The sequence below is a fragment of the Alcaligenes sp. Me129 genome (assembly GCF_050487245.1).
GTDB lineage: Bacteria > Pseudomonadota > Gammaproteobacteria > Burkholderiales > Burkholderiaceae_B > Alcaligenes > Alcaligenes phenolicus.
Map to the genome: position 1 here is coordinate 16,591 of NZ_JBKQGX010000021.1, position 26,230 is coordinate 42,820.

Consider the following 26,230-nt stretch of genomic DNA (forward strand, 5'->3'; position numbering starts at 1 on the left):
TAGTCCTGATTATTTAAGTCGGTGATCTCCTGATCGCGGCTGCATTTCGAAAAGAGGAACGTAATGGCTACACTTCGTCTGGGTGACCTGGCCCCTGATTTTGAACAAAAATCCTCCGCTGGCACCATCAAGTTTCACGAGTTCTTGGGTAATAGCTGGGGCGTTCTGTTCTCCCACCCAGCCGACTTTACGCCTGTGTGCACCACCGAACTGGGTTACACCGCCAAGCTGGCGGATGAGTTCGCCAAGCGCGGCGTGAAAGTGATTGCCGTTTCCGTTGACGACGTTGATTCCCACGGCAAGTGGATTGATGACATCAACGAAACTCAAAAAACCACCGTTAACTTCCCCATCCTGGCTGATGCTGACCGCAAGGTGTCGGATCTGTACGATATGATCCACCCCAACGCCAGCACCACCGTGACAGTGCGTTCGGTGTTCATCATCGACCCGGCCAAGAAAGTGCGTCTGATCATCACTTACCCAGCCAGCACGGGCCGCAACTTCAACGAGATCCTGCGCGTGATCGATTCCCTGCAACTGACCGACAGCCACAGCGTGGCCACGCCAGTGAACTGGGAAGACGGCGACGACGTGATCATCGTTCCCAGCCTGAAAGATCCGGAAGTTCTGAAGCAGAAATTCCCCAAAGGCTACACCGAGATCCGTCCTTACCTGCGTGTGACGCCTCAGCCTAACAAGTAATCGCCACTTGGCCTTTAGGCTCAGACAAAAAGCCCTCCTGCTTATGGCACGAGGGCTTTTTTGTGGGTACAGCCTTTTCAGGTAGACGGCTCTCGCTTGGGCTCAGCGCATCAGTGGACAAGGCGCAACATCAGCGCAGGTACTAATTGCACTCGATGCTGGTTTTAAGTACAGTGCTGTATAAGAAAACAGTAAACGGAGTTAGCCATGTCCAGTCCGAGCCGTCATTACCGTCCTCAAGCCACTCCACGTTTCCGTGGCCCTGTCCGTTCCGCGGCCTCGTCCAGCCCATTTACCAAGCCTCTGTCTTTCAAGGCCAAGGTCATGGATGTATGTTTGGTTGCCGTGTGGGGTGCCAGTATTCCTGGCTTGTTGTGGTTGGGCAGCATGGGCGGGTTTTAAGGCCACGCCCTTGTGCTGTTCCAAGGGGCGATCAGGGCACCAGTTGTGTCCAGTCGTTTGACAGGAAACGGTCGCGTGCCAGTTTTTCGGCCTGCTCCAGTGTGGGTGTTTCCAGTGTGCGGGGTTGAAGTGCCGTCTTTTTGCGGAACACGTCCAGCATGGCTTCAATCACAGCCTCGCGGCTCATGCCGGTTTGACTGCGGATAGGGTCCACGCGTTTCTTGGCGCTGGTGGTGCCTTTGTCCGAGAGTTTTTCCTTACCGATGCGCAGGACTTCCAGCATCTTGTCAGCATCAATATCGTAGGCCATGGTCACATGGTGCAAGACAGCATTGCCACGGCGTGCTTGTGCGGCGCCGCCAATTTTTCCACCAGCACTGGTAATGTCGTTCAGCGGTTGGTACCAGGCATCAATACCAATTTCGCGCAGGGCTTCGATCACCCAGGAATCCAGAAACTCGTAGGACTCCTGAAACGTCATGCCGGCTACAAACTGCTTGGGTACGCTAAGCGAATACGTTATGGTGTTGCCTGGCTCGATGAACATGGCACCACCGCCACTGATACGGCGCACGACGCGTATACCGTGACGGGCAGCTGCCTCGGCTTCAATTTCATTGCGCAAGGACTGGAAACGCCCAATCACCACTGCCGCTTCCTGCCACTCCCAGATGCGCAGGGTGGGGGCGCGGGTGCCTTCACTGACTTCCTGGGTGATGATTTCATCCAGGGCCATATGCAGGGCAGCGGGTTGCGGCTCCATATGGACCAGTTCCCAGGGCAACTCGTTCCAGCTCATCATGCCAAGGCCCTCCGCACGACCACGCCAATGGCTTGCGGGTCCAGACCGAACATTTCAATGTCCTTGGGCAGGGCGCGGCTAACGTGAGCCGCAATTTCTTCGGCACTGCTGTTGACGGACAGACCCTGCAGGGCCTGGTTGATCAGGCTCAGTGCTTCGGGGGGTTCCAGAAAAAAGTCGCCGCTCAATCGTGCTTGTTCGATCATATGGTCTTTGACATCCAGATCGATCACGACCAGCTTGCCGCCAGGGACTTTGTATTCAGCATGCATAGACTGTGTCCTTTGATAAGGTCGGCCCCTTTTTGCCAAGGGGAGGGCGAAGCGAGTAAATTTCCGCCTTTGCTGCGTTTAATACGGGGGCACCGTGCCCAAAGTGTCGTATTTTAGCGTAGTTAAACGCCGGGAAACGACGCTGCGATCAGTCAAAAAGCTTGGTAATTCAGGCTTTTTGCTGATAGAATCATGGGCTAATCATTTTTTCATCCTCTGTCAGCGCGATTTTTATAATGTGTGCGGCTGATACGATGGTTTTGGAGTCAATCGTGGATTTGATCGCTATTCTTGAGCAAGAAGAAATCCAGCGCCTGACCGGTGGCAAGCTGCCTCCCGAGTTCGGTCCTGGTGACACTGTTGTTGTGAACGTAAACGTGGTTGAAGGTACGCGTAAGCGTGTCCAGGCTTACGAAGGCGTGGTTATCGGCCGTCGCAATCGTGGTCTGAACTCTTCTTTCATCGTTCGCAAGATTTCTTCGGGCGAAGCTGTTGAGCGTACATTCCAGCTGTATTCCCCTCAGATCGCCAGCATCGAAGTCAAGCGTCGTGGCGCTGTGCGTCGTGCTAAACTGTACTATCTGCGCGATCGCTCGGGTAAAGCCGCTCGCATCAAAGAAAAACTCGTTCGTCGTTCGGGTAACTAATTCCCAAGCGAACAGCGATGCAAAGGCACCCAGGCGGGTGCCTTTGTTTTTATGTGGGATCACATACCAGTTCTTATGGATAAGCCTCGTATCAGGCCCGTTATCGTTCCTGGATTCGACCCTCGCAGCCAGCCTCTGGTTGCATTAGATTCTTTGCCTGAATTGCCTGCTCAGGCCCAGCAACTGGATTTTCTGCGTAGCGCTTTTGCCCAGCCCATACAGTGGCAGGTCGAGCCTTTGTTTCGCAGCTCCTTTTATCCAGAGTTTTTGCCCGGTTCCATGAATGTGCGCTCCGCCGTCTGTATTGGCGTGATGCAGCGCCCCGAAGGGCCTACCGTCATTTTTACGCGTCGGGCCATGCACCTGCACAATCATGCGGGGCAGATCAGTTTTCCCGGTGGACGTATTGAAGCCTCGGATCTGGGGCCGGTCGAAGCCGCCTTGCGTGAAACCCAGGAAGAGATCGGCATCGAGCCGCGCTTTGTGCGTTATCTGGGTCAGCATCCTATTTTTGTGACCAGTACCCAGTTTGCGATGCGCCCCATTATTGGCGAGCTGCAAGAGGGTTTTCAGGTGTTGCCCGATAGCTCTGAAGTGGCCGAGGTCTTTGAAGTGCCCTTGTCGGTCCTGCTGGACCCGCAGCGTCATCAATTGCATCACGCCGATTTGCTGGACGGGGCAGGGCGTTACTACTTCTCCATCCCTTGGGGGCCGTACTTTATCTGGGGTGCTACGGCGGTCTTGATCCGTAATCTTTATCACCACTTGTCGGCTGCCTGGGTGCAGTTGTCTGCCGGTGGGGATACTCACGCCAAAGGCCTGTAATCAGGCCTGACAGGCGGGCGCTTTGCAGCGTATCCCGCCTTCACAAAAAAGGGGCGTTTTGCTTTGCCCCTTGTTCCCTTAATAGCGTGGCTTGTTTTCGTGCTCGGCCAGCAAACGCTGGTATAGCGCGTGCCGTTCAGGGTGAATGCTGCCTGCTTCGATGGCCGCCAGCACGCCACAGCCCGGTTCATGCCTGTGGGTGCAGTTATAAAAGCGGCAGGACTCCACCGCTTTTCGGAAATCGGGGAAGCCGTGCGCAATATCTTCCTGTGTCATATGCGACAGGCCAAAGGCCTGGAAGCCGGGGCTGTCGATCAGGTCGCCGCTATTGGGCAGGTGATACAGGCGGGTGCTGGTGGTCGTGTGTCGGCCCGCACCCAAGGCTTGCGAGTATTCCTGGGTCAGTGCGCCGGCATCCGGGACCAGAGCATTGAGCAGGGTGGATTTACCCATGCCACTTTGCCCCAGCAGCAATGTGCGCTTGTTCGCCAGCCAGGGAGCCAGGGCTTCCCGTGTCTGTTCTGGCTCCAGCGCCACCATTTCCAGAATAGGGACGCCCAGGGCGGCGATAGGGGCCAGCTTGGTGCGTGCCCGTTCCAGGTGGGTGCTCAGATCGGCCTTGTTCAGAATAATCACCGGCTCAATATCCACACTCCAGGCCGCGACCAGGGCACGCCCCAGCAGGTCTTCGGAGTACACGGGTTCCGGTGCCACCACAATCAGAAGCTGATCAATATTGGCGGCAAACTGCTTGGTGCGGAAGTCGTCAGAGCGATACAGCAGATTGCGCCGTTCCTGCACCGCCTCAATAGAGCCTTCCCCTTTGGCTTGCATCAACACATCGACTTGATCGCCCACTGCAATCCCGGCTTTTTTTCCACGAGGGAAGCACTTGATCGTTTCGCCATCAGGCAGTTCGACAAAGTAGTGACGACCGTGGGCGGCGGTCACCAGACCGCTAATGTATTTAGATGTCATGCCAGGCTTTTCAGGTGTCGAATGCGATCAATCGCGTTGGGGTGGCTATCGTAAAAGGCAGAGTGCATAGGGTCGGGCGTCAAGGTTGCGGCATTGTCGTTATAGAGCTTGAGCAAGGCGCTGATCAAGTCCTGGGCCTGGCTGTGCTGGGCGGCAAAGCTGTCGGCCTGATATTCGTCCCGGCGCGAGAGCAGGGCGCTCAAGGGGCCCATCCAGAAGGTGAAGGTAGGCACCACCATAAAGAACAGGATCAGGGCCAGGGCGTCGTTGGGGCGACCTAACTGGGGAATCACGCCCAGCTCGGTATAAAAGCCCACCTTGCCCCAGGCCCAGCCGGCCAGCAGAAAAAAGATCAGGGATGTGAATACGCTGATCAGCAGACGGCGTTGGATATGGCGATGCTTGAAGTGGCCCAGTTCATGCGCCAGCACGGCTTCCACTTCTTCGGGCTGGAGCTTGTTCAGCAAGGTATCAAAAAACACGATGCGCTTTTGGCGACCCAGGCCGGTGAAGTATGCATTGCCATGGGCAGAGCGGCGCGAGCCATCCATCACATACAAGCCATTGGTTTGAAAGCCGCAACGTTGCGCCAGGGCATTGATGCGTTCACGCAGGCTGGCATCTTCCAGTGGTTTGAAGGTATTGAAAATAGGGGCGATAACGCGCGGGTACAGCCACAGTACCAGCAGATTGAAAACCAGCCACAGACCCCAGCCGTACCAGGGCCATGAAGGGCCGGCCCAATCCATCAGACTGAGCAGGGCGGCACACAAGGGTGTACCCAGAATCAGGACGATGATCAGAGTTTTGGCGGTATCGGCAAAGAACAGGGCAGGCTTCATGCGGTTAAAACCAAAGCGCGCTTCCAGTACAAACTTGCGATACCAGGCAAAAGGCAGGCCCACGACACCCATAATCGCCAGGACCGTGCCAATCAGGGTTAGCTGACGCAGCAGTTCATGACTGATCCAGTTGCCCAGCGTGACATCCAGCCATTGCAGACCGCCCAGCAGCGTAAAGCCCAGCAAGACCAGGGCCTCTACCAGACGCTCGCTTAAACCCAGCCGGGTACGTGCAATGGTGTAGCGTGCCGCACGTTGATGGCTATGCAGGCCAATGCGTTCGGAAAACTCGGCCGGCACCTCGTTCTGATGACGATAAACGTGCCGGATCTGCCGCAGGCCTAAATAAAAGCGCAGCAAAACGTCTGCAAGCAGAAAGATAATGAACAACAAAGTCAGCATGTAGGCGGCTATATGTAAAATGGGCGTTTTGAGGAATGATTATATGGCGGTTCATACACAGCGTCTGGTCTGGCTCGATATGGAGATGACAGGACTGGATCCGGATAAAGAGCGCATCATCGAAGTTGCGGTCGTGGTAACAGAAGCAGACTTGACTCTGGTGGCGGAAGGTCCGGTTCTGGTGGTTCATCAAAGCAATGCATTGCTCGATGGCATGGACGCCTGGAACAAGGGTACGCATGGCCGTAGCGGCCTGATCGACAAGGTCAAAGCTTCTACCCTGACCGAAGCGCAAGCCGAGGATCAGTTGCTGGAATTCCTGAAAGAGCACGTACCGGCTGGCAAGTCGCCCCTGTGTGGCAACACCATCAGCCAGGACCGTCGTTTCATGTACCGCTACATGCCTCGTCTGGAGGCTTTCTTCCACTATCGCAATCTGGATGTCAGCACTCTGAAAGAACTGGCTTTGCGTTGGAAGCCTGAAGTGGTTAAAAGTTTCGTCAAGCAAAGCCGCCACGAGGCCTTGGCCGATATTTACGAGTCCATTGACGAGCTGAAACACTACCGCGAGCACTTCATCCGTCTGTAAACGGGAAGGGCAGGCAGGGCGGAAGGGATGCGGGTCCCGGCACGGTTCGTGAGCGCGCTGCAGCTGTAGGCGGGGACACATTGGCAGGATCAAAACCGAGGATAGCGATTTGTCGCACCTCGGTTTTTTTACGTCTAAGTATTTACCCTTAAAGTATCTGCTTCAAGGCCATATGATACGGTTTTACGATTGACATCACATTTTTCGTATTAAATAATGAAGTGTATATGGTTTGCGTCGAAACAAATTTGTTTGGGCGCTTTCTGCACTCTTACCGGGGATGGTCATGTATGCACAACTTGTAGAGACAGGCGTCAAGCAGGTCCAGGATATCGAGCAGATGTCCGACGAAGAGCGTCGGTTCCAAGAGCGCATCGATGAGGGTGTCCGCATCGAAGCCAGGGACTGGATGCCCGAAGCCTATCGCAAAACCTTGGTTCGCCAGATTTCTCAGCACGCACACTCCGAGGTTGTCGGGATGCTGCCCGAAGGTAACTGGATTACTCGTGCCCCTTCGCTCAAGCGCAAAGCCATCTTGATGGCCAAGGTGCAGGACGAGGCCGGTCACGGTCTGTACCTGTACAGCGCGGCCGAAACGCTGGGCGTAAGCCGTGACAAACTGGTCGACGATCTGCTGTCGGGCAAAGCCAAGTACTCCAGTATTTTTAACTACCCAACATTGAACTGGGCCGATATCGGCATGATCGGCTGGCTGGTCGATGGCTCGGCCATCATCAACCAGATTCCGCTGTGCCGCTGCTCCTACGGTCCTTATGCCCGTGCCATGGTGCGCGTGTGCAAGGAAGAGTCCTTCCACCAGCGCCAGGGTTACGACTTGCTGATTCAGATGTGCTTGCACGGTACGCCGGAGCAAAAGGCCATGGTTCAGGATTCCATCAACCGCTGGTGGTGGCCTGCCTTGATGATGTTCGGTCCTTCGGATGCGGACTCTACCAACAGCGCCCAGTCCATGCAGTGGAAGATCAAGCTGTTCTCCAACGACGAACTGCGCCAGAAGATGGTGGACCAGACCGTGCCTCAGGCCGAGTACCTGGGTCTGACCATTCCTGACCCTGATCTGCGCTGGAACGAAGAGCGCGGTCACTACGACTTTGGCGAGATCGACTGGGAAGAATTCTGGGCGGTGATCAAGGGCAATGGTCCCTGTAATCGTGAGCGACTCGAAGCCCGAGTCCAGGCCCACGAGAACGGCGCCTGGTTCCGTGATGCACTGGATGCACATGCCCAAAAGCAGGAAGCCGTCCGCAAGGTGGCCTGATCAAGAAGGCTAGGAAACCAGCACGGTTTCTGATTCGATCCGATTCGCAGCAGGCGCTTTGACAGCGCCGCTGCACAGCAAGGAATTTTCAGTTATGAGCAAGAACGATTGGCCCCTGTGGGAAGTTTTCATTCGCAGCCAGCATGGCTTGGCCCACAAGCACGTAGGCAGCCTGCATGCTCCGGACGCCGAAATGGCCATCAACAATGCCCGTGATGTGTACACCCGCCGTAACGAAGGCGTGAGCATCTGGGTCGTACGTGCAGCCGATATCGCTGCTTCCAGCCCTGGTGACAAAGGCCCGCTGTTCGAGCCATCCAACACCAAGGTCTACCGTCACCCTACGTTTTTCCCCATGCCTGACGGCATCAATATGTAGGAACTGGTATGGACAAAGCTTTGTTTTCCTACGCCCTGCGCATGGGCGATTCCACCCTGGTGCTGGCTCAGCGCCTGGGTGAGTGGACTGGCCACGGCCCGGCTCTGGAAGAAGAACTGGCCTGTGCCAATACGGCACTGGACTTGCTGGGCCAGGCCCGTATGTGGCTGACACTGGCAGGTGAGACCGAAGGTCAGGGCCGGGACGAAGATCGTCTGGCCTATCACCGAGACGTCCACGAGTACACCAACTACTTGTTGGTGGAGCGTGAGAATGGTCACTACGGCGACACGCTGGCACGTCAGTTCCTGTTTGATGCCTGGCATTGCTTCCTGCTGGAGCAGTTGATCGAATCCAGCGACGAGCAGATTCGCGAGATTGCCCAGAAGGCGCATAAAGAAGTGCTGTATCACCTGCGCCGCTCGACCGACTTGATCGTGCGCCTGGGTGATGGCACCCCGGAAAGCCACAAGCGCATGCAAAAAGCCATTGATGATGCCTGGTTCTACCTGGGTGAGCTGTTCCTGGATGACGAGGTCACCGAGGAACTGGCTCAGCGTCAGGCTGTGCCGTTGATGGCCAGCCTGTGGCAGCCTTGCCTGGAGTACATCCAGAATGCGCTGGAGCGCGCCACCTTGCGTTGCCCGGCCGAGCAGGATGCTCAGCACAAGGCCTACCGTGGTGGTCCGCAAGGCCGTCACACGGAAGCGTTAGGGTTTCTGTTGGCAGAAATGCAGCACCTGCCACGTATGTATCCTGACGCCACTTGGTGATCGCCATGACACAGACCTGGAGCACCGAGCAGGTCATGCAAGTGCTGGCCACGGTTCCAGACCCGGAGATCCCCGTGATCTCCCTGCTGGACCTGGGCATTGTGCGTGACGTGAGTTGGGAGCAGGACGTGTGTGTGGTCACCATCACACCGACCTACTCCGGTTGTCCGGCGATGTACGAAATGAGCCACTCGATTGAACAGGCCTTGCAACAGGCCGGTATCGAGCAGGTTCGGGTGGATACCAAGTTGTCACCGGCCTGGACGACCGATTGGATGAGCGAGCAGGGCAAGCTGGCCTTGCGCGACTACGGTATCGCTCCTCCGGCCCAAAGTGCGGTTGATATTTCTGGTTTGCTGCGTCAGCCCGAGGCGCCCGTGGTGGCCTGTCCTCAATGCAGCTCCACGCATACACGGGTGATCAGCCAGTTTGGCTCCACACCCTGTAAAGCGCTGTATCGCTGCATCAGCTGCGGTGAACCATTCGATTACTTTAAGGCGCATTAGTCCTATGAGTCAGTTTTATTCTCTTCCTGTGGCCTCGGTCTCCCGCAGCACCCGCGACGCCGTGGTGGTGGCCTTTACCGTGCCCGAGGATTTGCAGGATGTGTTTCAGTTTCGTCCCGGTCAGTACCTGACCTTGCGCACTCACCTGGATGGCCAGGAATTGCGCCGCTCCTACTCGATCTGTGCGGCTCCGCACGATCGGTTGCTGCGCGTGGCGATCAAGCGTGTGAATGATGGCGCTTTCTCCACCTGGGCCAATAGTCATCTGGAAGCGGGCGCCACCCTGGAAGTGATGCCGCCTGATGGCAACTTCACCGTGGACTTTGATCCCAGCCAGGCTCACCGTTACGCCGCCTTTGCGGTCGGTAGTGGCATTACACCGATTCTGTCGCTGGTAAAAACCGCGCTGGATACCGAGCCCAAGTCCACTTTCACGCTGTTTTTCGGTAACCGTGCTTCCTCGGCCATCATGTTCCGCGAAGAGATCGAGGACCTGAAAAACACCTATATGGAACGTTTCTCCATCGTGTATATCATGAGCCGGGAAACGCAGGATATCGACCTGTTCAACGGCCGTCTGGATGGCGAAAAAGTGCGCCAGCTGATGCAGCAATGGTTTGACCCGGCCAGTGTGGACGTGGCCTTTGTGTGTGGTCCCCAGGACATGAGCGAGCAGGTGGTTGCTGCCTTGCAGGAAAACGGCCTGGAAAAATCCCAGATCAAGTTCGAGCTGTTCGGCGCTCCCAAAGGCCCACGTGCACTGCGTACGGGCGAAGAGTCGCGCAAGGCTCCGGGCAAGGAAGAGTGCGAGCTGACCGTGATTCAGGACGGCATTACCCGCAACCTGACTATCAGCAAAAGCAACAGCAGCATTCTGGACGCGGCACTGGAGCAAGGGCTGGAATTGCCTTACTCCTGTAAAGGTGGGGTTTGTTCTACCTGCCGTTGCAAAGTGGTAGAGGGCGAAGTGGACATGGACGCCAACTTTGCATTGGAAGATTACGAAGTAGCCCGCGGTTTCGTGCTCAGTTGCCAAAGCTTTCCGGTTACCGACCGGGTGGTGATTGACTTCGATCAGGAAACCTAAGACCGCAGCAAAATAGCGGTTTTTCAAGAATCTGGACGCCAGCTTCCCAGCTTGGCGTCCTACTAGTTTCAGGAGCACATTGTATGGCAGCAGATTTTTTCAAGACGCATCAGGCAACGCTGGATCAGGCTTTGAGCAGTATTCTGGAGCGCAACTTCTGGAGCGCTTATCCTGAAAATCCCAGCCCGCGCGCCTACGGTGAAACCGCGGCTCAGGATGGTCAGGCTGCTTTTGAAGCCTACCGTGGCAAAGCCTTTCCCTTGACGCTGGAAGGCGCACAAGGTGAAGTCGGCAACGAGCAATCGCCTTTTGGTTTTGATCTGGGCATTAGCTACCCCAAAGTGCCGGTGGACCAATTGCTGGCTCAGTCGCAACTGGCGTTGGACAGCTGGCGCGATGCTGGCCCGCAAGCCTGGGTTGGCATTTGCCTGGAAATCCTGCATCGCTTGAATCAGCGCAGCTTCGAGATCGCTCACGCTGTGCAGCACACCACGGGTCAGGGCTTCATGATGGCCTTCCAGGCCGGTGGCCCTCACGCCCAGGAGCGTGCGCTGGAAGCCGTGGCCTACGCCTGGCAGGAAATGTCCCGTATCCCCGGTCTGGTTGACTGGATCAAGCCCCAGGGCAAGCACGATCCCATCCAGATGAAGAAACAGTTCAAAGTCGTGCCCCGTGGCATTGGTCTGGTGATTGGTTGCTCCACTTTCCCGACCTGGAACGGTTACCCCGGTCTGTTTGCCTCGCTGGCAACCGGTAACACCGTAATTGTGAAGCCGCACCCTGGCGCGATTCTGCCTCTGGCCATTACCGTTGCTGTCGCCCGCGAAGTGCTGGCCGAAGCCGGCTTCAATCCTAATGTGGTCTTGCTGGCCGCTCACGAGCCATCGGAAGACACCGCCCAGCAACTGGCACTGAACAAGGCCGTCAAGCTGATCGACTTTACCGGCAGCAGCCAGAACGGTAACTGGTTGGAAGAAAATGCTCGCCACGCCTTGGTCTACACCGAAAAAGCTGGTGTGAATCAGGTGATTATTGATTCGGTTGAGGATTTCAAGGCGGTTGCCCGCAACCTGGCGTTCTCCTTTGCGCTGTACTCCGGCCAGATGTGTACCGCCCCTCAAAACATTTACGTGCCTCGTGACGGTATCCGTACTGCCGATGGCGTGATGAGCTTTGACGAAGTGGCTCAAGGTCTGGCCCAGGCAGTGCAAAAGCTGGTGTCCGATCCGGCCCGTGCCGTTGAAATTACGGGTGCCGTGCAAAACGAAGCCTGCGCACAGCGTATTGATCAGGCTCGCCAATTGGGCATGCCTATCCTGGCTGATAGCCAAACGCTGGAACACCCCGCATTCCCCGGTGCCCGCGTACGTACACCGCTGGTCTTGCAGGCCCGTGTGGATCAGCCCGAGATTCAACAAGAATGGTTCGGCCCCATCGTTTTTGTGGTGCAAACCGATTCGACCGAGCAAAGCATTGAAGTGGCAGGTCGCAACGTGATCGAGCACGGCGCACTGACCTTGTCGGCTTACAGCACCGATGATGCCGTGACCGCCAAGATTCAGCGCATGGCCGAGCGTTCCGGCGTATCCCTGTCCCTGAACCTGACCGGCGCTGTGTTCATCAACCAGACCGCAGCCTATAGCGACTTCCACGGCACTGGCGCCAACCCGGCTGCCAACGCATCCCTGTCGGATTCGGCCTATGTTGCTAACCGCTTCCGTGTCGTTCAGACTCGCTGGCATTTCTAAAGGAGGGTGGCCAGGTGACTGACCAAAGTATTCAATTTCAGCTGGAAAATGGCGTAGCACGCATTACCTTGAATCGTCCCGACAAGCTCAACAGCTTCACGGCCGATATGCACGGCGAGCTGGCTCAGGCTCTGGATAAAGTGGAACAGTGCGCGGATCTGCGTGTGCTGATTCTGACCGGTAATGGCCGTGGCTTTTGCGCCGGCCAGGACCTGTCCGAGCGTCAGATGAGCGCGGGCGATGCCCCCGTGGATCTGGGTGCCACCATTGAAAAATTCTACGCACCGCTGGTGCGCCGTCTGCGTGCGCTGGCGGCCCCTGTGGTGGTGGGTGTCAATGGTGTGGCCGCCGGTGCTGGCGCGAACCTGGCTCTGGCCGGTGACATCGTGATCGCCACTCGTTCGGCCAGCTTCATCCAGCCATTCTGCCGCCTGGGCTTGCTGCCTGACACTGGCGGTACCTTCTTCCTGCCTCGTCTGGTGGGCACGGCACGCGCGATGGGCCTGTCTTTGCTGGGTGACAAGCTCTCGGCCGAGCAGGCAGCGCAGTGGGGCCTGATCTGGGAGTGCGTGGACGATGAAGCTTTCCAGGCTCGCCTGAACGAACTGGCCGCCCATTTTGCGCAGGCCCCGACCAAAGGTCTGGCCTATGCCAAGAAAGCGATTTATGCCAGTGATGCCCATTCGCTTGATCAACAGTTGGATCTGGAGCGCGACTTGATGCGTGAACTGGGTGCATCCGAGGATTACCGCGAGGGTGTTAATGCATTCCTGGGCAAGCGTGCCCCCCAATTTAAAGGAAAGTAATGCAAAGCAACGCAATGGCTGTTGAAGACCCACAAGCACTGGCCGAGCAGGTCAGTGACCATATGTATGGCAATGACCAGGCATCTCAGGCTTTGGGCCTGAGCCTGGATAGCGTGGCACCGGGCAAGGCCGACATGAGCATGACGGTGCGCGCCGACATGCTCAACGGGCACAAGACCTGTCACGGTGGTTTCATTTTTGCGTTGGCTGACAGCACCTTTGCGTTTGCCTGCAATTCTCGCAATGCACCGACTGTTGCGTCCGGCTGCACTATCGATTACCTGGCTCCTGCCTTTGAAGGGGACGTCCTGACCGCTCGTGCGGTCGAGGCCTCCCTGGCCGGTCGCACCGGGGTGTATGACATCGAGGTGGTCAACCAGAACAACAAGCGCGTTGCCTTGTTCCGTGGGCGCTCGTACCGGCTGAATGGCACGGTACTGGGCGGGATTGAAAAAAAATAATTTTTTGACGATACATACCCTGTAGACCCGGGGGGGGCGGAAGTACCACACCAGCGGCAGGGCAGGAGTACACCATGACAGCAATTAAAGAACAGGTTGGCCGCGATGCCATTGAGCATGCAAGTGTTGACGAAATCCGCAACTTGCAGCTGGAGCGTCTGAAATGGACGCTAAAGCATGCTTACGAGAATGTGCCGCACTATCGGCAGAAATTTGACGAAGCGGGCGTGCACCCCGACGACTTGAAGCAGTTGTCGGACATTTCCAAGTTCCCTTTCACGACCAAGCAGGACCTGCGTGACAACTACCCCTTCAAGATGTTTGCGGTTCCCCGTGAACAGGTAGCACGCGTGCATGCTTCCAGTGGCACCACGGGCAAGCCAACCGTGGTGGGTTATACCGCCAATGACATCTCCACCTGGGCCGATCTGTTTGCCCGTTCCATGTGGGCGGCCGGTGCCCGCCCCGGTGATATTGCCCACGTGGCTTACGGCTACGGCCTGTTCACCGGCGGTCTGGGTGCGCACTACGGTGCCGAGCGCTTGGGTTGTACCGTGGTTCCCATGTCCGGCGGCCAGACTGAAAAACAAGTTCAGCTGATTCAGGATTTCCGTCCTGACGTGATTCTGGTTACCCCTTCGTACTTCTGCAATATCGTCGAAGAGATCGAGCGCCAGGGCATGGACCCCCGCGATACCTCCTTGCGTATCGGTATTTTTGGTGCCGAGCCCTGGACCGGCCAGATGCGTCTGGATATTGAGCAGCGCGCTGGCATCGACGCCGTGGACATCTACGGTCTGTCCGAAGTGATGGGCCCGGGCGTGGCCATGGAGTGTGTGGAAAGCAAGGACGGCCCAGTGGTATGGGAAGACCATTTCTACCCCGAAATCATCAACCCTGAAACCGGCGAGCCTGTGGCTGAGGGTGAAAGTGGCGAACTGGTCTTTACCTCGCTGAGCAAGGAAGCCATGCCCGTCATTCGCTACCGCACTCGCGACCTGACACAACTGTTGCCGCCCACTTCGCGCAGCATGCGCCGTATTGGCAAGATTACGGGCCGCAGCGACGATATGGTCATTGTGCGTGGCGTGAACCTGTTCCCGACCCAGGTCGAAGAACTGGTTCTGAAGATGCCCGAGCTGGCCGCCCAGTATCAGTTGGTATTGAGCCGTAACGGCAATATGGACGAACTGGAAATTCTGGTTGAAGTGCGTCCCGAGTTCAATCACCTGAACGACGCCGAGCGTGAGCAAATGGCCCGTCGTCTGAGCCACTCCATCAAGACCTTTATCGGTGTCAGCGCACGAATTCGTGTGCAGTCCTCCGGCATGGTCGAGCGTACTGTGACGGGCAAAGCCAAACGTGTGATCGACAAGCGCGCGTTCTAAGTCTGGCGGATTGACGTCAAAAAAACGGCTCTGCTCTGGCAGGGCCGTTTTTGTATTCCGCGCTCTCACGGTATCATTGCAAGCTGGTAGGCGGCCCAGGCCGCTTTTGCGGTATTTTTTCTGATGACATCATGCCCCCAATACCGTCCGGTTTGATTGCCGGCATCGGCACCGACCTGATCCGTATCGAGCGGATCGAGCGCGCCTTGGCTCGTCATGGTGATCGCTTTGTAAAGCGCATTCTGGGCGAGCAGGAGCGAGAGGTCTATGCCCGCCGTCAGGCACGCGACCCGGTGCGCGGCCTGCGCTATCTGGCCACCCGCTTCGCAGCCAAGGAAGCTTTTTCCAAAGCGGTGGGGCTGGGCATGCGCATGCCTATGGCCTGGTCACGCATGCAAACCTTGAACGCGCCTGGTGGCCGCCCGGTAGTGCGCCTGTCTGCTGATTTGCAAGACTGGTTTGACGCCCGCTTCGGGGCCGTTCATATTTCCCTGACAGATGAATCCGATATGGCCATGGCCTTTGTGGTGCTGGAAGCCAAAGCGCCTGCCATTCCTTCCTTATCCTTAGCTGAGTCTGATACTAAATGAGTTCTTCCTCGCAAGCAGTGCTGCCTCCGGGCCCGGTCATGGTGGACGTGCAGGGCATGGTCCTGACGGATCAGGAGCGTGAGCGCCTGCGTCACCCTCTGGTCGGTGGCGTGATCCTGTTCAGCCGCAACTTTGAAAATCGTGCTCAGCTGACCGCCCTGTGCCAGTCCATTCACGAAGCGCGGGATGAGCCTTTGCTGATCGCCGTGGACCACGAGGGGGGGCGGGTACAGCGTTTCCGCGAGGATGGCTTTACCACGCTGCCCGCCATGAGCCAGTTGGGGCAACTGTGGACGCGCGATGCGGTCAAGGCCGCTGCTGTTGCCGCCGATACGGGCTATGTGCTGGCGGCCGAGCTGCGCGCTTGCGGCGTGGATATGAGCTTTACGCCGGTACTGGATCTGGACTGGGGTGTCAGCAAGGTGATTGGTGATCGCTCTTTCCACCGTAATCCCCGTGCCGTCTCCATGTTGGCGGCCGGCTTGATCCGTGGTCTGAACAAGGCCGGTATGGCTGCCTGCGGCAAGCACTTTCCTGGCCATGGCGGCGTAGAGGCAGATTCGCATCACGAGATTCCCGTTGACGACCGTACGCTGGAAGAGATTCTGGACGAGGATGCCGCTCCTTATGGCTGGCTGGGCACCTTGCAGCTACCTTCGGTGATGCCGGCACACGTGATTTATTCCAAAGTGGACCCGCTGCCAGCCGGCTTTTCGCCATACTGGATTCAGCGTGTGCTGCGCAAGGCCCTGGCTTATGACGGCGTGATTTTTTCCGACGACCTGACCATGGAAGGCGCCACTGTCGTGGGCGATATCCTGGCACGTGCTCAGGCCGCCTTGGGGGCCGGTTGCGACATGGTGCTGGTATGCAATCGTCCCGATCTGGCCGACGATCTGCTCTCGCGCCTGGATTTCACGATTTCCGAGGAATCACAAAATCGCATCCGTCGTCTGATGCCGACGACGCCAGCCTTGGATTGGGACGCTTTGCAAGCGGATGAACACTATCAATATGCCCGCGGACTTCAATCTAAAATCCTTTCTGTCTGATTTGCCGAATCTGCCGGGCGTGTACCGGCATATCGACGAACAGGGCGAGGTACTGTATGTGGGCAAGGCGCGTGATCTCAAGCGCCGTGTCAGCTCGTACTTCCAGAAAACGCTGAGCAGTCCCCGTATTGCCCATATGGTGGCGCGCGTCGCGCGCATCGAGGTAACTGTTACCCGCAGCGAGGCCGAGGCCTTGCTGTTGGAAAACAACCTTATCAAGCGTCTGCGGCCGCGCTACAACATTCTTTTCCGGGACGACAAGTCCTACCCCTACCTGATGATCAGCGCCCATCAGGCGCCGCGTATTGCCTATTACCGGGGCAGCACCAGCGGGAAAGGGCATTTTTTCGGCCCTTATCCCAACTCCTGGGCGGTGCGTGAAACCATTCAGATCCTGCAACGGGTGTTTCGTTTGCGGACCTGTGAAGACAGCGTTTACGCCAACCGCAGCCGTCCCTGTTTGCTGCATCAGATCGGGCGCTGTTCGGCCCCCTGTGTGAACTTGATCGCGCCCGAGCAGTATCAGCTGGATGTGCAGCGCGCCATCAGCTTTCTGGACGGGAATACCTCTGAAATTCTGGGCGAGCTGCAAGAGCGCATGATGCAGGCTTCGGACTCGCTGGATTTCGAGCAGGCAGCGATTTTGCGCGACCAGATGAAAGCCCTGTCCGCCGTACTGCAGCAGCAAAGCATGGAGCAGGTGGGCAAGGAAGACGTAGACATTATTGTGGTGCTGAACGCCGGTGGTAAGTTCTGTGTGAACCTGGCCATGGTGCGTGGCGGTCGTCACTTGGGTGACCGTGCTTTCTTCCCCACCCAAATCAACGATGACACCCCTAGCGATGTGCTGGCCGCGTTTATCGCCCAGCACTATCTGGAGCGCCGCATGCCGCCGGTTCTGGTCTGTTCGCACGCTTTGCCCGATGCAGACCTGATGCCATTGCTGGCTGAGCAAACCGGTGTGAAGGCGCGTGTGGTGGTGCGCCCCCAAGGGGTACGCAAGATCTGGCTGGAGCAGGCCACCAAGAATGCCGGCCTGGCCTTGGCCCGTGTGCTGAGCGAATCCACCGCTCGTGCTGACCGTACCCGAGCCCTGGCCGAAGCCCTGCAACTGGACCTGGATGAGGCCCAGCTTGATACCCTGCACATTGAATGTTTCGATATCAGCCATACCGCAGGGGAGGCCACCCAAGCCTCGTGTGTGGTTTATAAACACCACGAGATGCAGAACTCGCTTTATCGCCGCTACAACATTGCAGGCATCACGCCCGGCGATGATTATGCGGCCATGCGCCAAGTGCTGAACCGACGTTTCTCGCGGGTTGCCGAAGGTTTGGCGCCTTTGCCCGACATTGTGTTGATCGACGGTGGCAAGGGGCAGGTGGAAATTGCCCGCCAGGTTTTTGTGGAACTGGGCCTGGATATTCACGTCCTGGTCGGCGTTGCCAAGGGTGAAAAGCGTAAAGTAGGTCTGGAAACCCTGGTATTTGCCGATGATCGCCCGCCTGTGGCTTTGGGTGTGGAGTCGGCGGCACTGATGCTGGTCGCTCAGGTGCGTGACGAAGCGCACCGTTTTGCCATTACGGGCATGCGTGCCCAACGTGCCAAAACGCGCAATGTGTCACGCCTGGAAGATATTGACGGGATTGGCGCCAAACGGCGTCAGCGTCTGCTGGCTCGCTTTGGTGGTTTTAGTGGCGTTGCGGACGCAAGTATTGATGAGCTTAGTGCGGTTGATGGAATATCCACTGAACTGGCCGAACGCATTTATCATGCTTTACGATAGGCGAGAGCCTTTGTTTTAAATTAGGTTGGTATCCAAGCTATGCCTTTTAATCTGCCCATAGCCCTGACGTGGCTTCGCATCGTTCTGATCCCCTTGATCGTCGCCCTGTTTTATCTGCCAGCGGATTGGCTGAGCATGGAAACACGCGATCTGTGGGCCGCTTCGGTGTTTATCGTGGCCGCCGCAACGGATTGGTTTGACGGCTGGCTGGCTCGCCGCTGGAACCAGACGTCCTCATTCGGGGCCTTCCTGGACCCGGTTGCGGACAAACTCATGGTCAGTGCCGCTTTGCTGGTCTTGCTGGATTTGGGCCGTGTGGATGCTTTTATCGCCCTGATTATTATTGGCCGTGAAATCACCATTTCGGCATTGCGGGAATGGATGGCCAAGATTGGTGCCAGTGGTAGTGTGGCAGTTCATCGCTTGGGTAAATTCAAAACCGCCGCGCAAATGGTTGCCATTCCTTGTTTGTTGTACTGGTCGCCTGTCATGGGCCTGCCGACACGGATTATTGGGCAAGCCCTGATTATTGTGGCCGCGGTTCTCACGGTCTGGTCCATGTGCTATTACTTGCAGAAGGCCTGGCCGGAAATCAAGAAAAAGCAGCTCTAAGATAAATGGCTAATTCATCAACAACGACGCTGGATGGGGCGGGGCCTGACGGTTCACAGGACTGGCGGGTTATTGGCGTTATCGGTATCGCACACGCCAGTTCGCACTTCTTTCAGCTGATTCTGCCCACACTGTATATTTCCCTTGGCCAAGAGTTCGGTTACGACTTCCTGACCTTGGGTGGTCTGGTGACCACCTTTTATCTGGTGTCCTGTTTTGGGCAGGCCTCTTCCGGTTTTCTGGTTGACCGTATCGGAGCCTTGCCGGTCCTGAAAGTGGGTCTGTCCTGTTTTGTGGTGGCGGCCTTGCTGATCGGGACGGCCAATGGCTATGGAATGCTGTTGGCAGCTGCCTTGATCGGTGGCGTGGGCAATGCCGTGTTCCACCCGGTGGATTACTCCATCCTGAATCATCGTGTCAGCCCGGCTCGTTTGGGCCACGCTTTTAGCGCACATGGTTTGACGGGGAATCTGGGCTGGGCCTTGACGCCGGTCTTTATTACCACGCTGACCATCTATTTCAACTGGCGCGTTGCTGTACTGTCGGCGGCAGCCCTGATTGCGGCCATTCTGGTGCTGGTTCTGATGAACCGGGATGCCTTGGCGGGACGTACAGCCTCGGGAACAGCGCCTGCACGTCCACAGAGCAAGGAATCGGTTTGGACGACGCTATCTACCTTGCTGTCGCGTCCTTCCCTGTGGGGTGCCTTCCTGTTCTTTGCCTTTGCTACAGCAGCGATGGCCGTGGTGCAGAATTACACCATCCCTATGCTGCATAACACCTATAGCATTGATAAGGTAACGGCGGGTACGGCCTTGTCCGGCTTCATGCTGGCTTCGGCAGCGGGCATGTTTGTGGGTGGTTTTATTGCTTCCACGACACCACGTTCTGAATTGATTGTGTTTGTGTCCCTGTGCGTATCGGGCGCTTTGTTGCTAGTACTGGGGGCAGGTTGGGTCATGCCTTCGCTGGCTTTGTTTGTGGTGGGGGCGGCTGGTTTCTGCTCGGGCATTGCCTCGCCATCGCGGGACATGCTGATACGCCGTGTTACCCCCAAAGGGTCTACCGGCGCAGTGTATGGCCTAGTGTACTCGGGCATGGACGTAGGTTCTTCCCTGGCACCAGTGGGCTTTGGTTTGCTGCTGGACGTGGGTCTGACCCAGGCTCCCTGGTATGGTGCCGCCATCGGGTATTGGACCGCGGCCGGTTTGGCTGTGTATGTGGCCTCTACAGTAAGCCGCGCGACCAAGTCCTGATCTGCTTACTGCTATGCAAGGCCTCTTCGCAAGGCCATAAAAGAAAACCCCAAAAACCTATCAAGGTTTTGGGGTTTTTTCTTGCCTTGCCTTAAAGCTGGTCTCTTGTAGTCGCGAACCTGGAAAAGCATATTGGCTTTTCCGGTTCACGCTTTTCTATATAGCTATATAGAGACTACTGACGCGCCAGGCGTGGTTCTTCCACGCTATCAGCATGGCTGCTGCGCCAGGGGTTGATATCCAGGCCCCCACGGCGGGTGTAGCGCGCATACACCAGCAAACGCTCAGGCTTGCAGCTTTGCTGAATATCGCTGTAGAGACGTTCCACGCAATGTTCATGGAACTCGGTGTGACGGCGCAGTGAGACGATATAGCGCAGCAAGGAAGCGGGATCAATCTGTGGGCCGGTATAGCGTACTTGCACACTGCCCCAGTCGGGTTGACCGGTAACGGGGCAATTGGACTTGAGCAAATCAGAGACCAGAGACTCGGTCACGATGGGGGCGTCTGGCAAGCATTGCAGCAAGTCGCTTTGTGGGGTGTAGTCTTGAATGCTGATGTCCAGCTCATCAATGCAGTGGCCTTCCAACTGGCTGATAGGCTGACCGTTCAAGGCCTTGAGCGGAATCAGCGTCACATTGACAGCGGCACCGGCAACCGCGCTCAAGTCTTGCTCCATGCGCTGTACAAGGCTGGCCATATCTTCCACCACTTCATCATTAAACGAGTTCAGATAAAGCTTGAAGGATTTGGACTCGATGATGCGTGGGCTATTCCAGGGAATAACAAAGCGCGCCAGGGCGACGACAGGTTTGCCTTTGGGATTGAGCCAGGAGATCTCGTAACCGTTCCAGATATCGGCGCCATACCATTGCTCGGGAACCTGAAGCGCCTGGCGGTTCAGGGAGCGCTCAATACCAAACAGGACACTGGGGTCGTACTGTGTGGGATAAACCACATCGTGCCCAAGAGGCGAGTCTTTAAGAGGGGAGTTGTTGCTCATTGACGGGTGCTGCAGCAATAAAACGGAAAACCGGTGCAGCGAGCAGGCGCTCACCGGGCGGTATAAAGGCGATTATCCCACATTGTGAAATCCTTGTCTCAGTATGCAAAAAACGGCTTGCGCGCCGCACAGTTTTTCATTTCACAAACAGGTAAGTCATTTCATATCTCGAAATTAATTATATATCTATATGATTTTTAAAAGAAAAATATTTACTCTTATATAAGATAGAAAACATGGATGCGGTGCAGCATTTGGGTAGACTGTAGTCATCTTGTTCACTGTTAAATCCATCTTAGGAGTTCACCATGAATGCTCGAGAAACTGAGATCCGCAATTTGCAAAAACGCTGGGCAGAAGACCCACGCTGGCAAGGTATCAAGCGTGGTTACACCGCTGAGGAAGTGATTCGTTTGCGTGGTTCTCTGGTCGAGGAGCACACCCTGGCTCGCCGTGGTGCTGAGCGTCTGTGGCAATCCATCAATCAGGAACCCTTTGTGAACGCACTGGGCGCCCTGACGGGTAACCAGGCCATGCAACAGGTCAAGGCCGGTTTGAAAGCGATTTACCTGTCGGGTTGGCAAGTGGCTGGCGACGCTAACAGCGCTGGCGAAATGTACCCTGACCAGTCGCTGTACCCCGTCAACTCGGTGCCATCCGTGGTGCGTCGCATCAACAACTCCCTGGCCCGCTGTGATCAGATCCAGTGGATGGAAGGGGTGAACCCGGGTGACGAAGGCTACGTGGATTACTTCGCTCCTATCGTGGCCGACGCGGAAGCCGGTTTCGGTGGTGTGCTGAACGCATTTGAACTGATGAAGGCCATGATTGTGGCTGGCGCTGCTGGCGTTCACTTCGAGGACCAACTGGCTTCGGCCAAGAAGTGTGGTCACTTGGGTGGCAAAGTGCTGGTACCAACTCGTGAGGCCATCTCCAAACTGGTGGCTGCTCGTCTGGCTGCTGACGTTCTGGACGTTCCCACCATTCTGGTTGCCCGTACGGATGCGGATGCAGCGGACCTGATCACCAGCGATGTGGACGAGTACGATCGCCCCTTCATTCTGGATGAGCGTACGGTGGAAGGTTTCTACCGCACCCGTGCCGGTCTGGATCAAGCCATTGCCCGTGGTCTGGCCTACGCTCCTTACGCCGACCTGGTCTGGTGCGAAACCTCCACACCGGATCTGGAGTACGCCCGCCGCTTCGCGGAAGCCATCCACCGTCAGTTCCCTGGCAAGCTGCTGTCCTACAACTGCTCGCCATCGTTCAACTGGAAGAAGAACCTGGACGACGCCACGATTGCCAAGTTCCAGCGCGAGCTGGGCGCCATGGGCTACAAGTTCCAGTTCATCACTCTGGCTGGTTTCCACGCACTGAACTACGGCATGTTCGAGCTGGCCCACGGCTACGCCCGCAACCAGATGAGCGCCTTCGTTCAACTGCAGGAAAAAGAGTTCGCCGCTGCACCCCTGGGCTTTACCGCTGTGAAACACCAGCGCGAAGTGGGTACAGGCTACTTTGACGCTGTCACTCAGACAGTTGAAGCCGGTAAGTCCTCGACGACCGCACTGGCCGGCTCCACAGAAGCCGAGCAGTTTGCGCCCTCCGAGGCATAAGCAGGACAGGGAAGGGTAGATAGCCCCTTCTCTGGTTGCAGGCAGCCCACCGTACGCTCCAGTCGGTGGGCTGCTTTTTTATTGGCACACTTTTTTGCTTAAAAACTACATATTTCAAATGTCAAATTTGAAGGCTTGATATTTGGTGGCAGCTGTTTTGAACAGACTTTGAAAGTATGGAAAGAGGGAGCGGAAACAAGCCCGAAAAGGCTTGCAAAGCGGGTGGTCAGACCTGCTTGTTCTTCAATTCAAGGTGCACGTTTGCGTGGATTGATTTGCATTCACAGCGCTACATTATTTCGTCATGAAAAGTCTTGATAATCAAGGCATTCTCATAGGGGAAAGGCGTGGTAGACTTTGGCCGCGCAAGGGACGCACAAGCAGTGCGAAATCCTTGCCCTGTGTTGCGGATGGAATAAAAAAAAGGCTGCCAATAAGCAGCCTTGAAAGCATTGAACAGTTAGCGCCGCGTTGGGGGGGTAACGGCCTGAACAAGATGCATAAGGACAACGATATAGGATCGAAGCAAAGTCGTATTGATTTAAATCAAGAATGAAGAAATATCAGTGGCTTATAGTCCTTCCATGCGCGCATATTCGATTTTTTCTCTTCCAAAGCCCCTCACCGATGAGCAGCGGTCACGTCGGCGACACACATTAGCCCGTTTGGGCCTGTCCTGGCTGGCTGCCATGCAGGTGATGATGTTTGCTTTCCCCGGCTATATGCGCTCTTTCAGCACTCGCGCTGAAGACATTGAATCTCTCTCGCAAGTCATTGTGCTCATGAATTGGGCGGGCCTGTGCTTGACCATGCCTGTCGTGCTGTACTGTGCCTGGCCCATCCTGAAAGGGGCTGTCAAAAGCTTGTCCGAAGGTCGTGTAGGCATGGATGTGCCGGTGGCCTTGGGTATTGTGGGTGCCTTCCTGCCTAGTGTGTACAACACCTGGATCCAGCAGGGCGAGGTGTACTACGACTCGGTCACGATGTTCGTGGCCTTTTTGCTGACTGCCCGTTATCTGGAGCTTTGCGCCCGCCAGTCGGTGACGCAGTCCGCATCCCATGACCTGATCGAACGCTTTCGCCAGTCCGTGACAGGTCATGCCAATACTCTGGCATTCTGGTTTGTCAGCATTCAGCTGGTATTGGCCGCCGCCTTTGGTCTGGTCTGGTACTGGATGGACCCTTCGCATGTCGTTCCTGTTGTGGTTGCCATGCTGGTCATGAGCTGTCCCTGTGCCATGTCCATGTCGGTTCCCTCCGCCGTCGCTTCGGCGCATGCCGGCTTGCTGGCCCGACCTGCCAGGAATGAATTTGAAGTTGTACAACTGACCCAGCAAACTGGCCGCATCGCCCGTCAAAACCTGTACGGTTCGATTGTCTGGCACTTGCTCATGACTCCTTTGGCGGCCTTGGGCATTGTGGCTCCCTGGCTGGCCGCCGTCAGCATGCTGGTGTCCTCTTTGGCCGTGGCGGCCAACTCCTGGCGCATCTATCGCAGCCGCACCCGCGAGGTGCCGGCTCAGTGGACCGGTCCAGCAGCAAGGCAGGGCTGATATGTTTGGCTCTTTGCTGGTCCTGATCCCCATCTCCATTTTTCTGGTCATTGTTATCGGTGTCTCTTTCTGGTGGGCCATTTTTGCTGGCCAGTTTGAAGATACGGGCAATGCGGCTGATTCCATCTTGCTGGACGACGACTCCACAGCGGGTTTGTCGGGAGCAGAGCGTCCACCCGATTCCTGATACCTTCCAATTTTTTTGTTTTTTAGCCCTGCAAATGGTCGGCGACACACAGTCTGCGGGGCGGAAACACGCGCGAGCGCGTGCTTTCCGAAGTTTTTTGATAAGCATCAAGTAGCAGATTACCGACTTGCTGGATGATGTAGCTTGTTGTCGCTTGTATTAACAATGTTTGTTTAGGGGAAGCAAATGGGCACTTCCGATGCAGTCGGAAATAACGCCGAAGTCTTCAATTACGGGATTGTGAGGCAGTTCGCCATCATGACCGTATTTTGGGGCGTCATCGGCATGGCAATAGGCCTTTTTATTGCCTTGCAGTTGATTTGGCCAGAACTCAATTTCGACACACCGTGGCTTAGTTTTGGACGTCTGCGTCCACTGCATACGAACGCTGTGATTTTTGCCTTTGGTGGCACCGGCTTGTTCGCGACATCCTACTATGTCGTGCAGCGTACCTGTCAGGCCCGTTTGTTCTGCGACAAGCTGGCAGCCTTTACCTTCTGGGGCTGGCAAGCCGTGCTGGTGGCCGCGGTCATTACCCTGCCTATGGGTTACACCAGCTCCAAAGAGTACGCCGAACTGGAATGGCCGATTGACATCCTGATCACGCTGGTCTGGGTGGCTTACGCCATTGTGTTCTTTGGCACGATCGTCAAGCGCCGTGTGCGTCACATTTATGTGGCCAACTGGTTCTTTGGCTCCTACATCGTCACCATCGCTGTACTGCACATTTTCAATAACCTGGAACTGCCAGTCAGCTTCATGAAGTCCTACTCGGCCTACGCCGGTGTGCAGGACGCCATGGTGCAGTGGTGGTACGGCCATAACGCCGTGGGCTTTTTCCTGACCACGTCCTTCCTGGGCATGATGTACTACTTCATCCCCAAACAGGCCAACCGCCCCATCTACTCCTACCGTTTGTCCATCGTTCACTTCTGGGCTCTGGGCTTTACGTACATGTGGGCAGGTCCTCACCACTTGCTGTACACCTCCTTGCCAGACTGGACTCAGTCCCTGGGCATGACTTTCTCCCTGATTCTGCTGGCTCCCTCCTGGGGCGGCATGATCAACGGCATCATGACTTTGTCGGGTGCCTGGCACAAGCTGCGTACTGACGCGATCCTGAAGTTCATGGTTGTGGCTCTGTCCTTCTACGGTATGTCTACCTTTGAAGGTTCCATGATGGCTATCCGTACGGTGAACGCGCTGTCGCACTACACCGATTGGACTATTGGTCACGTGCACTCCGGCGCGTTGGGCTGGGTTGCCATGATTACCTTCGGTTCTCTGTACTACCTGATCCCACGTCTGTACGGCCGTACAGAAATGGCTCGTCCTCGTCTGATCGACCTGCACTTCTGGCTGGCTACCCTGGGCGTGGTGCTGTATATCGCCGCGATGTGGATTGCCGGTGTGATGCAAGGTCTGATGTGGCGTGCTACCGGTGTTGATGGCACCTTGACGTACAGCTTTGTGGAAGTCGTGAAAGCTACTTACCCCTTCTACGCAATCCGTGCTCTGGGCGGCGCCTTCTTTGTGGCCGGTATCTTGCTGATGTCCTGGAACGTGTTCCTGACCATCCGTGCAGGCGAGAAAGGCATCAACCCTGTTGTGCCCCTCAAGAACCCAGACGCCCGCGATCCAGCCCTGGTGGGTCCAACCCCTGTGCTGGCCTAAGGAGTAAATC

At 56.5% G+C, this 26,230-nt stretch carries 28 protein-coding genes; 23 read left to right on the top strand and 5 right to left on the bottom strand.

The genetic code is table 11. From position 1 onward, the window contains the following. Nucleotides 1–63: 63 nt before the first annotated feature. Complete coding sequence (locus tag ACLPGZ_RS17385; RefSeq protein ID WP_009455994.1) at nucleotides 64–705, top strand: peroxiredoxin; 642 nt, start codon at nucleotides 64–66, stop codon at nucleotides 703–705. A 207-nt stretch (nucleotides 706–912) separates the two neighbouring features. Further along, a complete protein-coding gene (locus tag ACLPGZ_RS17390) occupies nucleotides 913–1,107 on the top strand; it encodes a hypothetical protein (RefSeq protein ID WP_026482961.1) in 195 nt (64 codons plus the stop codon). 31 nt (nucleotides 1,108–1,138) lie between these two features. Here the strand turns inward: ACLPGZ_RS17390 and ACLPGZ_RS17395 are convergent, their stop codons facing one another. Continuing rightward, entirely contained in the window at nucleotides 1,139–1,909 is a 771-nt protein-coding gene (locus ACLPGZ_RS17395) for a lipoate--protein ligase family protein (RefSeq protein WP_035272697.1), read from the bottom strand. Next, the gene (locus tag ACLPGZ_RS17400) at nucleotides 1,906–2,181 is read right to left on the bottom strand and encodes a lipoate protein ligase C-terminal domain-containing protein (RefSeq protein ID WP_035272700.1); all 276 of its coding nucleotides are present in this window, start codon (nucleotides 2,179–2,181) and stop codon (nucleotides 1,906–1,908) included. Before ACLPGZ_RS17400 ends, ACLPGZ_RS17395 begins: the two co-directional genes overlap by 4 nt. A gap of 272 nt (nucleotides 2,182–2,453) precedes the next feature. Between ACLPGZ_RS17400 and rplS the strand changes: the two genes are divergently transcribed. Both rplS and ACLPGZ_RS17410 read left to right on the top strand, forming a co-directional pair. Beyond that, entirely contained in the window at nucleotides 2,454–2,828 is a 375-nt protein-coding gene (gene rplS, locus ACLPGZ_RS17405) for a 50S ribosomal protein L19 (protein WP_003799181.1), read from the top strand. Between the two features lie 153 nt (nucleotides 2,829–2,981). Then, nucleotides 2,982–3,653, top strand: a complete 672-nt coding sequence (locus tag ACLPGZ_RS17410) for an NUDIX hydrolase (RefSeq protein WP_429641752.1) — start codon at nucleotides 2,982–2,984, stop codon at nucleotides 3,651–3,653. Between the two features lie 78 nt (nucleotides 3,654–3,731). On the opposite strand, the gene rsgA is transcribed toward ACLPGZ_RS17410, so the two are convergent. Both rsgA and ACLPGZ_RS17420 read right to left on the bottom strand, forming a co-directional pair. Continuing rightward, nucleotides 3,732–4,631, bottom strand: coding sequence for a ribosome small subunit-dependent GTPase A (rsgA, locus tag ACLPGZ_RS17415; RefSeq protein WP_115633857.1), 900 nt, complete (start codon nucleotides 4,629–4,631; stop codon nucleotides 3,732–3,734). Then, the gene (locus ACLPGZ_RS17420) at nucleotides 4,628–5,875 is read right to left on the bottom strand and encodes a M48 family metallopeptidase (RefSeq protein WP_429641749.1); all 1,248 of its coding nucleotides are present in this window, start codon (nucleotides 5,873–5,875) and stop codon (nucleotides 4,628–4,630) included. The genes rsgA and ACLPGZ_RS17420 overlap by 4 nt, the downstream gene beginning before the upstream one ends. 43 nt (nucleotides 5,876–5,918) lie before the next feature. On the opposite strand from ACLPGZ_RS17420, the gene orn reads away from it, so the two are divergent. The 15 genes from orn to ACLPGZ_RS17495 all read left to right on the top strand — a co-directional run bounded on the left by orn (nucleotide 5,919) and on the right by ACLPGZ_RS17495 (nucleotide 20,187). Next, on the top strand, nucleotides 5,919–6,464 hold the full coding sequence (gene orn / locus ACLPGZ_RS17425) for an oligoribonuclease (protein WP_009455985.1): 546 nt from the start codon (nucleotides 5,919–5,921) through the stop codon (nucleotides 6,462–6,464). 286 nt (nucleotides 6,465–6,750) lie between these two features. Next, nucleotides 6,751–7,743 carry a 1,2-phenylacetyl-CoA epoxidase subunit PaaA gene (gene paaA / locus ACLPGZ_RS17430; RefSeq protein ID WP_009455984.1) on the top strand — a complete coding sequence of 331 codons (993 nt, stop codon included), beginning with the start codon at nucleotides 6,751–6,753 and terminating at the stop codon, nucleotides 7,741–7,743. Between the two features lie 94 nt (nucleotides 7,744–7,837). Continuing rightward, nucleotides 7,838–8,122, top strand: coding sequence for a 1,2-phenylacetyl-CoA epoxidase subunit PaaB (gene paaB, locus ACLPGZ_RS17435; protein WP_003799192.1), 285 nt, complete (start codon nucleotides 7,838–7,840; stop codon nucleotides 8,120–8,122). An 8-nt stretch (nucleotides 8,123–8,130) separates the two neighbouring features. Continuing rightward, nucleotides 8,131–8,895, top strand: a complete 765-nt coding sequence (gene paaC / locus ACLPGZ_RS17440) for a 1,2-phenylacetyl-CoA epoxidase subunit PaaC (protein WP_035272706.1) — start codon at nucleotides 8,131–8,133, stop codon at nucleotides 8,893–8,895. A gap of 5 nt (nucleotides 8,896–8,900) precedes the next feature. Then, the gene (paaD, locus tag ACLPGZ_RS17445; protein ID WP_060185316.1) at nucleotides 8,901–9,401 is read left to right on the top strand and encodes a 1,2-phenylacetyl-CoA epoxidase subunit PaaD; all 501 of its coding nucleotides are present in this window, start codon (nucleotides 8,901–8,903) and stop codon (nucleotides 9,399–9,401) included. 4 nt (nucleotides 9,402–9,405) lie between these two features. Beyond that, the gene (gene paaE, locus ACLPGZ_RS17450; RefSeq protein WP_009455981.1) at nucleotides 9,406–10,488 is read left to right on the top strand and encodes a 1,2-phenylacetyl-CoA epoxidase subunit PaaE; all 1,083 of its coding nucleotides are present in this window, start codon (nucleotides 9,406–9,408) and stop codon (nucleotides 10,486–10,488) included. Between the two features lie 83 nt (nucleotides 10,489–10,571). Continuing rightward, on the top strand, nucleotides 10,572–12,236 hold the full coding sequence (gene paaN / locus ACLPGZ_RS17455) for a phenylacetic acid degradation protein PaaN (RefSeq protein ID WP_022983271.1): 1,665 nt from the start codon (nucleotides 10,572–10,574) through the stop codon (nucleotides 12,234–12,236). A gap of 14 nt (nucleotides 12,237–12,250) precedes the next feature. Beyond that, nucleotides 12,251–13,042 carry a 2-(1,2-epoxy-1,2-dihydrophenyl)acetyl-CoA isomerase PaaG gene (gene paaG / locus ACLPGZ_RS17460; RefSeq protein ID WP_026482952.1) on the top strand — a complete coding sequence of 264 codons (792 nt, stop codon included), beginning with the start codon at nucleotides 12,251–12,253 and terminating at the stop codon, nucleotides 13,040–13,042. Beyond that, entirely contained in the window at nucleotides 13,042–13,503 is a 462-nt protein-coding gene (gene paaI, locus ACLPGZ_RS17465) for a hydroxyphenylacetyl-CoA thioesterase PaaI (protein WP_009455979.1), read from the top strand. The genes paaG and paaI overlap by 1 nt, the downstream gene beginning before the upstream one ends. Nucleotides 13,504–13,577: 74 nt before the next feature. Then, complete coding sequence (gene paaK, locus ACLPGZ_RS17470; RefSeq protein WP_009455971.1) at nucleotides 13,578–14,891, top strand: phenylacetate--CoA ligase PaaK; 1,314 nt, start codon at nucleotides 13,578–13,580, stop codon at nucleotides 14,889–14,891. A gap of 131 nt (nucleotides 14,892–15,022) precedes the next feature. Continuing rightward, on the top strand, nucleotides 15,023–15,481 hold the full coding sequence (gene acpS, locus ACLPGZ_RS17475) for a holo-ACP synthase (RefSeq protein WP_060185274.1): 459 nt from the start codon (nucleotides 15,023–15,025) through the stop codon (nucleotides 15,479–15,481). Then, on the top strand, nucleotides 15,478–16,533 hold the full coding sequence (gene nagZ / locus ACLPGZ_RS17480; protein ID WP_035272713.1) for a beta-N-acetylhexosaminidase: 1,056 nt from the start codon (nucleotides 15,478–15,480) through the stop codon (nucleotides 16,531–16,533). Before acpS ends, nagZ begins: the two co-directional genes overlap by 4 nt. After that, the gene (uvrC, locus tag ACLPGZ_RS17485) at nucleotides 16,496–18,319 is read left to right on the top strand and encodes an excinuclease ABC subunit UvrC (RefSeq protein ID WP_035272716.1); all 1,824 of its coding nucleotides are present in this window, start codon (nucleotides 16,496–16,498) and stop codon (nucleotides 18,317–18,319) included. The genes nagZ and uvrC overlap by 38 nt, the downstream gene beginning before the upstream one ends. Before the next feature lie 39 nt (nucleotides 18,320–18,358). After that, the gene (gene pgsA / locus ACLPGZ_RS17490) at nucleotides 18,359–18,931 is read left to right on the top strand and encodes a CDP-diacylglycerol--glycerol-3-phosphate 3-phosphatidyltransferase (RefSeq protein WP_026482947.1); all 573 of its coding nucleotides are present in this window, start codon (nucleotides 18,359–18,361) and stop codon (nucleotides 18,929–18,931) included. A gap of 5 nt (nucleotides 18,932–18,936) precedes the next feature. Continuing rightward, nucleotides 18,937–20,187, top strand: a complete 1,251-nt coding sequence (locus ACLPGZ_RS17495; RefSeq protein WP_060185272.1) for an MFS transporter — start codon at nucleotides 18,937–18,939, stop codon at nucleotides 20,185–20,187. Between the two features lie 175 nt (nucleotides 20,188–20,362). On the opposite strand, the gene queF is transcribed toward ACLPGZ_RS17495, so the two are convergent. Beyond that, nucleotides 20,363–21,190: an NADPH-dependent 7-cyano-7-deazaguanine reductase QueF gene (queF, locus tag ACLPGZ_RS17500; protein ID WP_203145671.1), complete on the bottom strand. Its 828-nt coding sequence runs from the start codon at nucleotides 21,188–21,190 to the stop codon at nucleotides 20,363–20,365. Nucleotides 21,191–21,498: 308 nt separating this feature from the next. On the opposite strand from queF, the gene aceA reads away from it, so the two are divergent. The 4 genes from aceA (at nucleotide 21,499) to ccoN (ending at nucleotide 26,220) form a co-directional block, all read left to right on the top strand. Beyond that, on the top strand, nucleotides 21,499–22,806 hold the full coding sequence (gene aceA / locus ACLPGZ_RS17505) for an isocitrate lyase (protein WP_009455950.1): 1,308 nt from the start codon (nucleotides 21,499–21,501) through the stop codon (nucleotides 22,804–22,806). Nucleotides 22,807–23,390: 584 nt separating this feature from the next. Beyond that, the gene (locus ACLPGZ_RS17510; RefSeq protein WP_051359093.1) at nucleotides 23,391–24,359 is read left to right on the top strand and encodes a hypothetical protein; all 969 of its coding nucleotides are present in this window, start codon (nucleotides 23,391–23,393) and stop codon (nucleotides 24,357–24,359) included. Between the two features lies 1 nt (nucleotide 24,360). Continuing rightward, complete coding sequence (ccoS, locus tag ACLPGZ_RS17515; RefSeq protein ID WP_009455947.1) at nucleotides 24,361–24,546, top strand: cbb3-type cytochrome oxidase assembly protein CcoS; 186 nt, start codon at nucleotides 24,361–24,363, stop codon at nucleotides 24,544–24,546. Nucleotides 24,547–24,732: 186 nt separating this feature from the next. Further along, entirely contained in the window at nucleotides 24,733–26,220 is a 1,488-nt protein-coding gene (gene ccoN / locus ACLPGZ_RS17520) for a cytochrome-c oxidase, cbb3-type subunit I (RefSeq protein WP_021446465.1), read from the top strand. Nucleotides 26,221–26,230 lie beyond the last annotated feature (10 nt).

What these genes read in the sequence shown, in the direction of transcription:
- uvrC (WP_035272716.1), top strand. Translation starts at nt 16,496, where the DNA reads ATGCCCGCGGACTTCAATCTAAAATCCTTTCTGTCTGATTTGCCGAAT.
- ACLPGZ_RS17395 (WP_035272697.1), bottom strand. Translation starts at nt 1,909, where the DNA reads ATGATGAGCTGGAACGAGTTGCCCTGGGAACTGGTCCATATGGAGCCG.
- ccoS (WP_009455947.1), top strand. Translation starts at nt 24,361, where the DNA reads ATGTTTGGCTCTTTGCTGGTCCTGATCCCCATCTCCATTTTTCTGGTC.
- paaC (WP_035272706.1), top strand. Translation starts at nt 8,131, where the DNA reads ATGGACAAAGCTTTGTTTTCCTACGCCCTGCGCATGGGCGATTCCACC.
- paaE (WP_009455981.1), top strand. Translation starts at nt 9,406, where the DNA reads ATGAGTCAGTTTTATTCTCTTCCTGTGGCCTCGGTCTCCCGCAGCACC.
- nagZ (WP_035272713.1), top strand. Translation starts at nt 15,478, where the DNA reads ATGAGTTCTTCCTCGCAAGCAGTGCTGCCTCCGGGCCCGGTCATGGTG.
- aceA (WP_009455950.1), top strand. Translation starts at nt 21,499, where the DNA reads ATGAATGCTCGAGAAACTGAGATCCGCAATTTGCAAAAACGCTGGGCA.
- orn (WP_009455985.1), top strand. Translation starts at nt 5,919, where the DNA reads ATGGCGGTTCATACACAGCGTCTGGTCTGGCTCGATATGGAGATGACA.
- paaK (WP_009455971.1), top strand. Translation starts at nt 13,578, where the DNA reads ATGACAGCAATTAAAGAACAGGTTGGCCGCGATGCCATTGAGCATGCA.
- paaI (WP_009455979.1), top strand. Translation starts at nt 13,042, where the DNA reads ATGCAAAGCAACGCAATGGCTGTTGAAGACCCACAAGCACTGGCCGAG.
- pgsA (WP_026482947.1), top strand. Translation starts at nt 18,359, where the DNA reads ATGCCTTTTAATCTGCCCATAGCCCTGACGTGGCTTCGCATCGTTCTG.
- ACLPGZ_RS17385 (WP_009455994.1), top strand. Translation starts at nt 64, where the DNA reads ATGGCTACACTTCGTCTGGGTGACCTGGCCCCTGATTTTGAACAAAAA.
- paaA (WP_009455984.1), top strand. Translation starts at nt 6,751, where the DNA reads ATGTATGCACAACTTGTAGAGACAGGCGTCAAGCAGGTCCAGGATATC.
- paaN (WP_022983271.1), top strand. Translation starts at nt 10,572, where the DNA reads ATGGCAGCAGATTTTTTCAAGACGCATCAGGCAACGCTGGATCAGGCT.
- ACLPGZ_RS17400 (WP_035272700.1), bottom strand. Translation starts at nt 2,181, where the DNA reads ATGCATGCTGAATACAAAGTCCCTGGCGGCAAGCTGGTCGTGATCGAT.
- rsgA (WP_115633857.1), bottom strand. Translation starts at nt 4,631, where the DNA reads ATGACATCTAAATACATTAGCGGTCTGGTGACCGCCGCCCACGGTCGT.
- ccoN (WP_021446465.1), top strand. Translation starts at nt 24,733, where the DNA reads ATGGGCACTTCCGATGCAGTCGGAAATAACGCCGAAGTCTTCAATTAC.
- acpS (WP_060185274.1), top strand. Translation starts at nt 15,023, where the DNA reads ATGCCCCCAATACCGTCCGGTTTGATTGCCGGCATCGGCACCGACCTG.
- ACLPGZ_RS17390 (WP_026482961.1), top strand. Translation starts at nt 913, where the DNA reads ATGTCCAGTCCGAGCCGTCATTACCGTCCTCAAGCCACTCCACGTTTC.
- paaD (WP_060185316.1), top strand. Translation starts at nt 8,901, where the DNA reads ATGACACAGACCTGGAGCACCGAGCAGGTCATGCAAGTGCTGGCCACG.
- ACLPGZ_RS17495 (WP_060185272.1), top strand. Translation starts at nt 18,937, where the DNA reads ATGGCTAATTCATCAACAACGACGCTGGATGGGGCGGGGCCTGACGGT.
- ACLPGZ_RS17420 (WP_429641749.1), bottom strand. Translation starts at nt 5,875, where the DNA reads ATGCTGACTTTGTTGTTCATTATCTTTCTGCTTGCAGACGTTTTGCTG.
- queF (WP_203145671.1), bottom strand. Translation starts at nt 21,190, where the DNA reads ATGAGCAACAACTCCCCTCTTAAAGACTCGCCTCTTGGGCACGATGTG.
- ACLPGZ_RS17510 (WP_051359093.1), top strand. Translation starts at nt 23,391, where the DNA reads ATGCGCGCATATTCGATTTTTTCTCTTCCAAAGCCCCTCACCGATGAG.
- paaB (WP_003799192.1), top strand. Translation starts at nt 7,838, where the DNA reads ATGAGCAAGAACGATTGGCCCCTGTGGGAAGTTTTCATTCGCAGCCAG.